The sequence below is a fragment of the Lysobacter sp. 1R34A genome (assembly GCF_051217035.1).
Classification (GTDB): domain Bacteria; phylum Pseudomonadota; class Gammaproteobacteria; order Xanthomonadales; family Xanthomonadaceae; genus Lysobacter.
The window spans coordinates 1-12,285 of sequence record NZ_JBPKJP010000029.1; the positions used below are offsets into that span (position 1 = coordinate 1).

The window sequence follows — 12,285 nt, forward strand, 5'->3', positions numbered from 1 at the left end:
GCCACCAGCGACGGCGCAGACGCGGCCACAGGCCGCCGCGCGCCTCGGAGCCGCGGTGCGCGGGCAGCTCGGCGGCGGCATCGTCCCAGGCCAGGAAGTCGCTGTCGGGCAACAGATACAAACGCCAGCAGGCACGCCCGGCGCCGTTGCGGAACAGCAAGGCCTCGCACGAGGCCTCGCCGTCGTGGCGGACCAGCCGCTCGGCGCTGTGCGCCTGCAGCCAGCCGTCGAGCGCGTCGCGATGGCGCGAGGGATACACGCACAACACCGTCGCGACTGCGGCCAGGCGCTCCGGCGCCGGCAGGCCGGCGCGATCGAGCCTCGCGGTCGGCGACGGAGCGCGCATGGTTTACCAGCTCACCGCCACGCTCATGCCGACGTTGCGGCCGGGCGCGGTGTAGCGGTCGACGATGGCGCTGCCTGCGCTGAGGCCGGGCAGATTGGCGCCGTCCCAATACTTCTTGTCGGCGAGATTGAACACGCCGACGTTGAACTGGGCGCCGGGCGCGAAGTCCCAGTGCGCGAGCAGGTCGAGCACGCCGTAGCCGGGCGTGGCGAAGCGGTTCGGCGCCGGCAGGTCGGTCTTGCGGTGGGCGAAACGGCCGGCCAGTTCGAGGCCCCAGCTTTCGCGGTCGTAGGCCACGCCGAGGGTGGCGGTCAACGGCGCGACCGACTCCAGCGGCCGGTCGCTGGTCTTGTCCTCGCCCTCGCTCCAGGCCGCCGCGCCGCGCAGCGACCAGCCGGCGAGGCCTTCGGAGAGCTGGCCGAAATCGACCCCGCCGCGCAGCTCGACGCCGCGGATGCGCGCCTTGGCGACGTTCTGCGACTGGAACACGATCAACGGCGTCTGCGGCGGTGCGCTGACCTGGCGGTTGGATTCGATGAAGTCCTGGTAGTCGTTGGAGTACACCGACAACTGCACATACGCCGCGGCGGTGCTCAAGCGCAGGCCGAGTTCGTAGCCGTCGCTGGTTTCGGGCTTGAGGTCCGGGTTCGGGATCGCGGTGTAGCCGAACTGCAGATTGGTGAAGCCGAGGTTGACGTCGCTGTAGGGCGGCGCGCGGAAGCCGCGCTGGTAGCCACCGAACAACGACCAGTCCTCGGCGAAGTGCCAGACCGCGCCGAGCTTGGGCGAGACGCTGGTCTTGCTGAGGTCGCTGATCTCCACCCCGGGGTTGTCGGCGTTCCAGATCGGGTCGTGCTGCGGACGCAGTTCGTAACGGTCCACCCGCACCGCCGGTACCAGGCGGAACGTGCCGTCGGCGAAGCGGATCTCGTCCTGCACGAACACGCCGGCGTTGCGGGTCTTGCTGACCGGGAAATCGCGCACCGGGAAGGTGTCGGGCGAGATCACGCTGCTGACCGCGCCGGTGGTCAGGTTGATCGCGCGGCCGTCGCGCTTCTGCCGGAACTCGGTGGCTTCGTACTCGAAGCCGTAGGTCAGGGTGTGCTCGACCGCGCCGGTCGCGAAGTCCTTGTGCGCGGTGGCCTCCGCACCGTACACGCGCTGGTCGAAATTGAACTCGCGCAGGCGCAGGGTCGGGCCGACCTCGCGGCCGCCGATCACGCTGGCGCGCTGCTCCCGGGTGCGCTGGGTGGTCTCGCTGTCCTGGCGATAGATCTGCCAGCGCAGCGAATCGGCGAGCACGCTGTCCAGGCTGTCGATTTCGTGCGCGAACGCGACCCGCGCGCGGGTCTGGCGATCGTCGCCGGTCTGCGACAGCACCCGCACCTGCGGCGCGCCCGGCATCGACAAGGCGGTGCCGCGGGCGCTGAAGACCTGGGTGTCGGTCTGGTCTTCGCTGCCTTCCACGGTCAGGCGGAAGCGCTGGCGGTCGCTCGGCGCGTACACCAGCTTGCTCAGCAGGCTGCGGCCGTCGCTGCTCTGCGGGTTGGGGCGCGTGCGGCGCGCGTCCAGCGCGGCGTTGCCGCCCTGGTTGCCGGTTTCCTCGCCCTGGTGGTGATTGAGCACGACCAGACCGGACCAGCGCTCGCCGCCGAACGCCGCGGTGGCGCCGCCGAACAGGCTTTCGTTCTTGCCGTCGTAGCCGGCCTTGAGGCCGAAGTAACTGCCGGCATCGTCGTTGAGGTAGTCGGCCGGGTCCTTGGTCGCGAACGAGACCACGCCGCCGAGCGCGTCGGAGCCGTGCAAGGCGCTGCTCGGGCCGCGCACCACCTCGACTTCCTTGATCGTGTCGAGGTCGACGAAATTGCGGCCGGCGCTGGAGAAGCTGCCGATCGAGAAACCGTCCGACACCGAGATGCCGTCGACCAGCACCCGCACGCGGTTGCCGCCGAGGCCGCGGATGCGGATGTCGCCGAGACCGAAGCGTTCGCTGTTGGCGCCGACTTCGATGCCGGGCTCGTAGCGGAACAGGTCCTTCAGGTCGCGCACCAGTTCGCGGTCCATGCGCTCGCGGTCGATCGCGCCGACCGTCGCCGGCACGTCCTGCACGGCGCGCTCGGTGCGGGTGGCGCTGACCACGACCCGCTGCATTTCGTTGACGTCGGCGCTGTCGGCGGCTTCGTCCGCGGCGGCGGCCGCCGGCAGGGCCAGCATCAAGGCCAGGGCGAGCGCGGAGCGCGCCGGTGCGCGCGGGCACGGGGAAGCGGAACGGGCGGGCACGGCAATAGTAGGAACGCGGGACATTCGGTCGGACTCGGTAGTGGTTGGGCCGAGGCGAGCGGGCGTCCGTTGCAACGACTGTGCAAAGCGGAGGGGCTGGCAGCCTTGAGAGAGAAGGTGCTGGCGAGTCGGCCGGAGCCGACGCGCCATGCCGCGCCCCTGCCGGAGCGCGGTATGGCGGATGACGCGGGCTGCGATCGGATCGGGGGCGCCGATCCGGTCAAGTCGATCGGAAAGCGGGTGCGGCCGGGCCGACGTGGCGGGTCGCGCCAGTCACGCCGACCACGCCGATCGCGGGGTTACTTGGTAAGGATCAGCTTGTCGTTGCGGGTGTGACGCAAGCGATAGACCTCGCCGCCGTGGCGGATCAACACTTCGCGCGCGCCGCGAAGCAGCGCCGTGCTCTCGACCAGGACGCCCTGGGCGGCGGCGACGACGGCGGAGGTGGCCGACGCCGAAGCGATCGACGACAAGGCAGCGGGCGCCGGAACGGCAGCCAGGGGACGTTCGGCACGGGGTTTCAGTTGCAGCACCGGATTGCGCAGAGACATGACGGTGGCTCGTTGGGGGTGGGCTCGACAAGAATGATAATGATTCTCATTTGACAGTCAACACCCCGGCGCGCGGATCTGCGACCCCGGTCATGCGCCGCCCGCCCTTCAGGCCGTCGCGCGCTCGACCCGCTGCCAGCCGGCCTCGTCGATGCGCTCGATCCAGTCCAATGCCTGCAGGTTCTGCAGCAGCTGCTCGGTGCGGCTGGCGCCGAGGATCACGCTGGAGACGTGCGGGTTGCGCAGGCACCAGGCGATCGCCAGCGGCGCAGGCTCCGCGCCGAGTTCGCGCGCGACCTCGACGAAGGCTCCCGCCCGTTGCGGCCGCCGCTGCTCCGAGCTGCCGAACACCACCCGCTGCAGCCATTGCTGGTCGGCCTGGCCGAGCCGGCTTTGCGCGGCGATGCCGTCGCGGTACTTGCCGGTCAGCAGGCCCGAGGCCAACGGCGACCAGATGGTCGTGCCGAGGCCGAGCTCGGCGTACAACGGCGCGTACTCCAGCTCGACCCGCTCGCGATGCAGCAGGTTGTACTGCGGCTGCTCCATGGTCGGCGGATGCAGGTGATGGGCGCGAGCGATCTTGTGCGCCTCGCGGATCAGCGCCGCCGGCCATTCCGAAGTGCCCCAGTACAAGACCTTGCCCTGGCGGATCAGCGCGTCCATCGCCCATACGGTCTCCTCGACCGGCACCTCCGGGTCGGGACGATGGCAGTAGTACAGATCGAGATGTTCGACACGCAGCCGGCGCAGCGCGTCGTGGCAGGCTTCGGTGACATGCTTGCGCGACAATCCCTTCTGGGTCGGCCCCGGCTCCTCGACCGAGCCGAACATGACCTTGCTCGACACGCAGTAGCCGTCGCGCGGCAGGCGCAGGCCGGCGATCGCCTCGCCCATCACCCGCTCGGCCTCGCCGTTGGCATAGCCTTCGGCGTTGTCGAAGAAATTGATGCCGTGGTCCCAGGCCGCGGCGATCAGCTCGCGGGCGGTTTCGCGGCCGATCTGCGCGCCGAAGGTGACCCAGGCGCCGAACGACAGCGCCGAAATCTGGAGGCCGGATGAACCGAGGCGACGGTACTGCATGGATGCACTCCAATCTGAGCGGTGACTGCGGTCATGCTACGCCCCTGGACGATGCGACAAAGGACTGCCCGTGGCGACGACGAACCTGAAAACCCGAGGCCTGATCGTGATCTTCATCGCGATCGCGGTCGCACTGTTGGCCTGGCAACTGCGGCGTCTGCGCACGCCCGCGCCGGCCGCGCCCGAACCCGATGCGGCACAGGCCGAGCCCGCCGACGCCGTGCCCCCGGCGGGCGACGCCGCACCGGCCGACGCCACGCCGCGCAAGATCCAGCCGGCCGCCGGCGACTACCGCAACCCGGCCCTGGCCGAACTCAAGAACCGGGCCGACGGCGGCGACAGCCGCGCCTCCTGCCAGCTCGGCATGGAGCTGCTGCGCTGCACCGACCTGACCGCTGCCGAGCAAGTAGTGGCCGCGGCCGACGACAACGCACGGCCGGACATGCCGGCCGAGCAACGCGCCTACATGAGCAAGCTCGAGAACCGCGCGCGGCACTTGGTCGCCGAGTGCCGCAACGCACCCGCCGATGCCTGGAAGCAGGGCAACCATTACCTGCGTCAGGCCGCCCTCGCCGGCGAACCCGAAGCGATGTACCGCTACGCCCGCGGCGACTCGGTGCTGATCGACTACTCGCGCATGGGCACGCCCGAATTCGACCGCTGGCGCGCCGAGGCCGGCAACATGATGCAGCTCGCGTTCGAAGCCGGTTACCTGCCCTCGGTGTTCGACCTGATGGTCGGCTACAGCGACAACTCCTCGCCGATCACCGGCCTGATCCCGAACGACCCGACCAAGGCCCGCGCCATGCGCCTGCTGATCGGCCGGCTGTCCGGCAAACCCGCCGACCGCCCCGAGGCGCGCTACGCCACCCTCGAACCGGCCGCCGCCGCCCTGGCCGCGCAGTGGCAGCGCGATTACTTCCCGACCCTGAGACCGCCCCTGCAGCGCATGCCCCGTGTCATGCCGGCGGGGTTCGCTTCGTTGTATGCGGATGAGGGGGTGGAGAGTCCGTGTTCGCAGTGAGGTGAGCTGGCGCGATTTGTTGTATTTGATCTTGCCGTGCGCACTTATCGATCGAGCTAGATCAAGATCAAGATCAAGGCCAAGATCAGGATCAGGATCAGGATCAGGATCAAACCCAGAGCTTCCGCCGCTGAAGCGGCGGGTTACTTTCTTTTGTCTAAAGCAACAAAAGAAAGGTAACCAAAGAAAAATGCTTCTTTTTGAATCACAAGCCCGCACGAGCGTTGCCGACGCGGTGATTTTTCATACGGGACATCCTTGTCCCGATGAAAAACGGCGCGCATCCCTGCGCGCCGCCCTCCGGGTCTTCCATGGCCTTCGCGAGTGCTCGGCTACGCACAGCAACGGCCAAGGCTAAAGCCAAAGCCAAAGTCGGCATCAGCAACCGGAGCGCCGCGACGCTTCCCCTGTAGGAGCGGCGTAAGCCGCGACCACGGCACGCGCAGAGACAACAGCGCCGATGCACTCCGTCGAGGCGACACGCTGTCGCAGGGTAGGAGCGGTCACATAGCCATCAACGATTGCCGTTGCCGTCAGAGCTTGGGGCAGCACCGAACTCGCGATGCAACCGTAGACCCGGAGGGCGGCGCACAGGGCGCGCGCTGCGCACTCGCAGGGAGCTTCGTCAAGGAGGGCCTTTTCTTTGGTTATCTTTCTTTTGGGCCGGCAAAAGAAAGTAACCCGGCCGCGTCAGCGGACGGAAGCTTTAGATCTTGATGTTGCTTTCATCGTCCCACGATAAGAGGTGCAGCAGCGGATTGCGACGCGGTCGCGGCTTGCGCCACTTCCACAGGGAGCTACCGCCAATAGCGCCGCGAACCGGTGGCGACGCGGTAGCGGCTTGCGCCGCTCCTACTCCTAGAGCCGAAGCCTCCCAACGGACGCTACGCCCACGCCGCTACTCCGCCCTCGATGGCCCCAGACCCAGCGCGCGCACCCTCAATAGCAAAAGATTCTCATTCCCCATCTTCTCCCCCGTTCCCGCTACAATCCGCCCCACTTTCCTCCTCCGGGGAGTAGCCCACCCGCAGCCGCCAGGCTCGCGGGGACATGCGTCAACACACTTGGCCCACCGGCCATGGCGCATGAGCGGCAGCCAGCGCGAACGATCCGGGTCCACGACCCGACCGGGCGGCGCTAGCGACCACGGGCAAGACCGAAGGCAGGCGTTGCGCGCAACCCGGGTCGGGCCGTGCATCGTCCGCCTTCGCGTCCACGCGAAAGCCCGACCCCGGAGTTGTCATGGATCTGTCCTTTCTGCCGGCCTCGGTCGTCACCACCCTCGTCTCGACCGGCACGGTCGCGCTCGCCGAAATCGGCGACAAGACCCAGTTGCTCGCCCTGCTGCTCGCCGCGCGCTTCCGCAAACCTTGGCCGATCATCGCCGGCATCCTCGTCGCCACCTTGCTCAACCATGCCCTAGCCGCCTGGTTCGGCACCCTGGTCGCGCATTGGCTGCGGCCGGAAGTGCTGCGCTGGGTGGTCGCCGCCAGCTTCCTCGCGGTCGCGCTGTGGACGCTCAAGCCCGACCGGCTCGACGAGGAGCCGCAGTTCTCGGCGCGCGGCGCCTTCCTCGCCACCACCATCGCGTTCTTCTTCGCCGAGATCGGCGACAAGACCCAGGTCGCGACCGTACTGCTGGCGACCCGCTACGAGCCGCTGTGGGCGGTGATCGCCGGCACCACCGTCGGCATGCTGCTCGCCAACGTGCCGGTGGCCCTGCTCGGCAGCCGTTTCGCCGACCGCCTGCCGCTGAAAACCGCGCGCTACGTCGCCGCGGCGGTGTTCGCGGCGCTCGCAATCTGGGTCGCGGTCCGCGGAATCGGCTGATCGCCACCCACGCGGGTGCCACCACGGGAGCCGGGCGACCGGCTCTCGCGCTATGCTCGCCGCGGACGGCAAGGGGATCGCGTAGGGATGCACGGCATCGGCGGAAGGTTGCGCGGCGTACTGGTGGCGCTGTTGCTGCGGCCGGACGAAATCATGCTCGAGATCGGCGCCGGCGGCGAACTGCTGGTGGCGCGGCTGCGCGCGGTGCTCGCCGCGATGCTGTTGCTGCTGCCGCTGTTCAACGCGATCGGCGGCGGCAGCGTCAAGGAAACCATGATCGGCCTGGGCGGAGCGGTGTTCGTCAACGTGTTCTCGCAGCTGTGGCTGGCCCTGGCCCGGCGCCAGCGCCGCTACCGCTGGCTGCCCTTCACGACCGCCGGCTTCGACGTCACCGCCACCACCCTGGTCCTGGCCGCGCTCGCCGCCCAGCACCTGCCGGCCGGGCTCAACAGCCTGATCGTCTGGTGCGGCTATCTGTTCGCGATCCTGCTGACCGCGCTGCGCAGCGACGGCCGGGTCACCCTGTTCGCCGGTCTGCTCGCCCTGGCCCAGTACGGGGTGCTGATCGTGGCGGTGTTCGCCGCCGCCGATTCGCCGGAAGAGCTGATGTCGAGCGATTACGGCGCGGTCACCGTGGGCAGCCAGTCCCAGCGCATCGTCCTGCTGGCGATGATCACCATCGCCACCTCGATGGTCGTGTACCGGATGCAGCGGCTGATCGAGATGTCCGGCACCGACGGCCTGACCCGGCTGCCGAACCGCACCTGGCTGACTCACCGCATTCCGCGCCTGTTCGACACCGTGCGCCGCGACGGCGGCAGCCTGACCCTGGCCCTGATCGACCTCGACCACTTCAAGCGCATCAACGACGACTACGGCCACCGCCTCGGCGACCGCAGCCTGCGCCACCTGGTCGCGGTGCTGCGCGAGCAGGCCGAACCCAGCGAGTGGCTGGTCCGGCTGAGCGGCGGCGAGTTCCTGCTGGTGATGCGCAAGCCGCTGGGTACCGCCTTCGAGGAGGTCGACGCGATCCGCCGCACCGTCGCCGAGCGCCCGTTCGAGCCCGGCCGCGGCGCCGAGCCGCTATGGCTGAGCTTCAGCGCCGGCCTGGTGACGTTTCCGCAGGAAGGCGGCGACCTCTCACGGCTGCTCCGCCGCGCCGACCTGCGCCTGCAGCGGGCCAAGCAATCCGGCCGCAATCGCGTGGTCGCCCGCGATATCTGAACGAGCCGGCCCTGGCAAGCCCCGCGGCGCAGCTTGCCGCTGGCGCCGTCACTGCACTAGGCTGCCCCGATTAATAAGTCGCTAACAAGCCGCCGGGGCTCCGGCGCCCGGGGAGAGTGGAGTGGATTCGATTACGCGCGTGGCCTTCGGCCTGTTCGGTTTGGCGGTGCTCGTCGGCATTGCGTGGGTGTTCTCGGTCAACCGCCGTTCGGTGGACTGGAAGCTGGTCGCGATCGGCATCTCCCTGCAGATCGCCTTCGCCTCGGTGGTGCTGCTGGTGCCGGGCGGCAAGGACGTGTTCGACGCGATCGGCAAGGGCTTCGTGCACGTGCTGGAGTTCGTCGGCGCCGGCTCGAAGTTCATCTTCGGCGACCTCATGGACGTCAGCAAATTCGGCTTCATCTTCGCCTTCCAGGTGCTGCCGACGATCATCTTCTTCTCCGCTCTGATGGGCGTGCTCTACCACCTGGGCGTGATGCAGGCGGTGGTGCGGGCGATGGCCTGGGCGATCACCAAGGTGATGCGCGTGTCCGGCGCCGAGACCACCAGCGTCTGCGCCAGCGTCTTCATCGGCCAGACCGAAGCGCCGCTGACCGTACGGCCGTACATCCCCAAGATGACCGAGTCCGAGCTGATCACCATGATGATCGGCGGCATGGCCCACATCGCCGGCGGCGTGCTCGCCGCCTATGTCGGCATGCTAGGCGCCGGCGACCCGGACGCGCAGGCGTTCTACGCCAAGCACCTGCTCGCCGCCTCGATCATGGCCGCGCCGGCGACCCTGGTGATCGCTAAGATCCTGGTGCCCGAGACCGGCGAACCGCTGACCCGCGGCACGGTCAAGATGGAAGTCGAGAAGAACACCGCCAACATCATCGACGCCGCCGCCGCCGGCGCCGGCGACGGCCTGCGCCTGGCGCTCAACATCGGTGCGATGCTGCTGGCCTTCATCGCCCTGATCGCGCTGGTCAACGCGCCGCTGACCTGGCTCGGCGAACAGACCGGCCTGGCCGCGGCCATCGGCAAGCCGACCGACCTGTCGACCCTGCTCGGCTTCCTGCTCGCGCCGATCGCCTGGGTCATCGGCACGCCCTGGGCCGACGCCAACGTGGTCGGCGGCCTGATCGGCGAGAAGGTGGTGCTCAACGAGTTCGTCGCCTATACCCACCTGGCCGACATCGTCAACGGCAAGGTCGCCGGAGTCGCCCTCAGCGACGAAGGCCGCCTGATCGCCACCTACGCCCTGTGCGGCTTCGCCAACTTCAGCTCGATCGCGATCCAGATCGGCGGCATCGGCGGCCTGGCTCCGGAGCGTCGCCAGGACCTGGCCCGCTTCGGCTTGCGCGCGGTGCTCGGCGGTTCGATCGCGACCTTCATGACCGCGACCATCGCCGGCGTGCTGACCCACTTCTCCGCCTAAGCCCATGAGCCAAGCCAGCACAGGCCGCGTCGTCGTCGTCGGCTCGTTCAACGTCGACCATGTCTGGTCCCTCGCCGCGCTGCCGCAGCCCGGCGAGACTCTGGCCGGCCGCTACCACACCGGTCCCGGAGGCAAAGGCTTCAACCAGGCCACCGCAGCCGCGCGCGCCGGCGCGCGGACCAGCTTCGTCTGCGCCCTGGGCGAGGACACCGGCGGCCAGCTCGCCCGCGCGCTCGCCGCTGCCGACGGCATCGACCTGCGCGACCTGCGCAGCGCAGCGCCGACCGGCACCGCCGGCATCTACGTCGACGCCGACGGCCGCAACACCATCGTCATCGGCCCGGGCGCCAATGCCGAGCTGTCGGCCGAGTTCGTCGCCAGCCACGACGCCCTGCTCGGCACCGCCCAGGTGCTGTTGAGCCAGTTGGAAACGCCGGTCGAATCGGCCGAAGCCGCCTTCGCCGCGGCGCGCCGCATCGGCGCGCTGACCGTGCTCAACCCGGCCCCGGCCGACGCCGTCGCCAGCGACGCGCTGTGGGCGCTGGCCGACGTGATCACCCCGAACGAAACCGAGTTCTGCGCGCAACTGCGCCAGCGCACCGGCAGCGCGCTCGACCCCGACACCCTCAGCGCCCTGCCGGACGCCGAACTGCACGCGCACTGCCGCCGCCTGCTGGGGCACGGCAGCGTGATCCTGACCCTGGGCAAGGCTGGCTGCTTCGTGTCCCATGCCGACGGCGCCCTGCGCGGCGACGACCGCGCTTACTACCGTTGCCTCGCCGCGGCGGTGAAAGCGGTCGACACCACCGGCGCCGGCGACGCCTTCAACGGCGCCCTCGCCGCCGCTCTCGCCCGCGACCCGGCAGCCCCGTTCGAGCGCCAGGTCGCCTATGCGAATCGTTACGCTGGCTTGTCGACCGAGCGCGTCGGCGCCGCGGCGGCGATGCCGCGCGATGCCGAAGTGAGCGCGCGCTTCGGCTGAGAAGCGGGCGGCTCCCCGGCGGGATTTGCCTTGAGGGGCGGCATTGTCTTAAGGGTAGGAGCGACGCGAGCCGCGCCTGCATCCCTCAACTCGGGTCATCACGTAGGACCTCTGTAGGAGCGACGTGGGTCGCGACCGCGGGACGCGCAGAAACGCAAAGGCCGATGTCGCCCATCGAAGCAAGGCGCTTTCGCCAGGGTAGGAGCGGCGCAAGCCGCGGCCGCGACGATCCGGTCTTGCGGCGCATGGATCAAGAAAGATCTGGATCAAGATCAAACCCAAAGCTTCCGCCACTAAAGCGGCGGGTTACTTTCTTTTGTCTAAAGCAACAAAAGAAAGGTAACCAAAGAAAAGTGCTTTTCTTTGAATCAAGGGCCCGCGCGTTCGATACATACGCGGTGATTTTTCATACGGGACATCCTTGTCCCGATGAAAAACGGCCCGCATCCCTGCGCGCCGCCCTCCGGGTCTTCGATGGCCTTCGCGAGTGCGCGGCGACGCACGGCAACAGCAACAGCCAAAGCCGATAGCAGGGAACCGGAGCGCGGCGACGCCTCCCCCTGTAGGAGCGGCGTAAGCCGCGATCACGGGACGTGGCACAACAGGGCCAATGTCGTCCATCGAAGCGGCGCGCGTTCGCCAGGGGTAGGAGCGGCGCAAGCCGCGACCGCGACGATCCGGTCTTGCGGCGCATGGATCAAGAAAGATCTGGATCAAGATCAAACCCAAAGCTTCCGCCGCTGAAGCGGCGGGTTACTTTCTTTTGTCTTAAGCAACAAAAGAAAGCTAACCAAAGAAGTTGCTTTTCTTTGAATCAAGGGCCCGCACGAGCGGTGCTTCCGCGGGGATTTTTCATACGGGACATCCTTGTCCCGATTAAAAACGGCGCGCATCCCTGCGCGCCGCCCTCCGGGTCTTCGATGGCCTTCGCCAGTGCGCGGCGACGCACGGCAACAGCAACAGCAACAGCCAAAGCCGATAGCAGGGAACCGGAGCGCGGCGACGCCTCCCCTGTAGGAGCGGCGTAAGCCGCGACCACGGGACGCGTGGCACAACAGGGCCAATGTCGTCCATCGAAGCGGCGCACTTTCGCCGGGATAGGAGCGGCGCAAGCCGCGACCGCGAATCTGCGGCTGCTGGCGCGGGCGATCGGGGCTGCGTGGTCGCGGCTTGCGCCGCTCCTACCCAAGAGCAGATTCGAATCGTCTGCCGTTGCCTGGATTTTGATTCGCTTTATCGCTTTGCCGGTCGAAAGCTGACCCGTAGGGCGGCCCGCAGGGAGGCGGGCCGTGCGCAAGCAGGCCATGGAGGGCCTGTCTGGAGCATCCCTGCGTCGGCATCGACCGCGCGGGCTTGTGATTCAAAACAAAGCAACTTCTTTGGTTATCTTTCTTTTGTTGCTTTAGACAAAAGAAAGTACCCGGCCGCGTCAGCGGACGGAAGCTTTGCATTTGATCTAAAGATACGCCGCAAGACCTAGGCAGCGCGGTCGCGACTCGCGTCGCTCCTACCCCAGTGGGGGTTCACGGCTCCGATCGGCGACGCCGG

The 12,285-nt window shown here is 68.4% G+C and carries 8 protein-coding genes and 1 pseudogene; 5 read left to right on the top strand and 4 right to left on the bottom strand.

All coding sequences use genetic code 11. The features are described 5' to 3' along the window. The 4 genes and pseudogenes from ACSAMQ_RS09305 to ACSAMQ_RS09320 all read right to left on the bottom strand — a co-directional run. Positions 1–346, bottom strand: a pseudogene (locus ACSAMQ_RS09305) (Hemin transport protein); the annotation flags it as partial. Positions 347–349: 3 nt separating this feature from the next. Continuing rightward, the gene (locus ACSAMQ_RS09310; protein WP_435395400.1) at positions 350–2,560 is read right to left on the bottom strand and encodes a TonB-dependent hemoglobin/transferrin/lactoferrin family receptor; all 2,211 of its coding nucleotides are present in this window, start codon (positions 2,558–2,560) and stop codon (positions 350–352) included. A gap of 365 nt (positions 2,561–2,925) precedes the next feature. Beyond that, complete coding sequence (hemP, locus tag ACSAMQ_RS09315) at positions 2,926–3,177, bottom strand: hemin uptake protein HemP (RefSeq protein WP_435395375.1); 252 nt, start codon at positions 3,175–3,177, stop codon at positions 2,926–2,928. Between the two features lie 108 nt (positions 3,178–3,285). Next, positions 3,286–4,257, bottom strand: coding sequence for an aldo/keto reductase (locus ACSAMQ_RS09320; RefSeq protein ID WP_435395376.1), 972 nt, complete (start codon positions 4,255–4,257; stop codon positions 3,286–3,288). Between the two features lie 70 nt (positions 4,258–4,327). Between ACSAMQ_RS09320 and ACSAMQ_RS09325 the strand changes: the two genes are divergently transcribed. From ACSAMQ_RS09325 to ACSAMQ_RS09345, 5 genes are all read left to right on the top strand, one after another. Then, entirely contained in the window at positions 4,328–5,281 is a 954-nt protein-coding gene (locus ACSAMQ_RS09325; protein ID WP_435395377.1) for a hypothetical protein, read from the top strand. A gap of 1,242 nt (positions 5,282–6,523) precedes the next feature. Continuing rightward, positions 6,524–7,111 (top strand): TMEM165/GDT1 family protein, encoded by a 588-nt coding sequence (locus ACSAMQ_RS09330; protein WP_435395378.1) that lies wholly within the window; start codon positions 6,524–6,526, stop codon positions 7,109–7,111. A gap of 87 nt (positions 7,112–7,198) precedes the next feature. After that, a complete protein-coding gene (locus tag ACSAMQ_RS09335) occupies positions 7,199–8,335 on the top strand; it encodes a GGDEF domain-containing protein (protein WP_435395379.1) in 1,137 nt (378 codons plus the stop codon). A 121-nt stretch (positions 8,336–8,456) separates the two neighbouring features. Continuing rightward, positions 8,457–9,755, top strand: coding sequence for a NupC/NupG family nucleoside CNT transporter (locus ACSAMQ_RS09340; protein WP_435395380.1), 1,299 nt, complete (start codon positions 8,457–8,459; stop codon positions 9,753–9,755). Positions 9,756–9,759: 4 nt separating this feature from the next. Continuing rightward, positions 9,760–10,737, top strand: coding sequence for a ribokinase (locus ACSAMQ_RS09345; protein ID WP_435395381.1), 978 nt, complete (start codon positions 9,760–9,762; stop codon positions 10,735–10,737). Positions 10,738–12,285 lie beyond the last annotated feature (1,548 nt).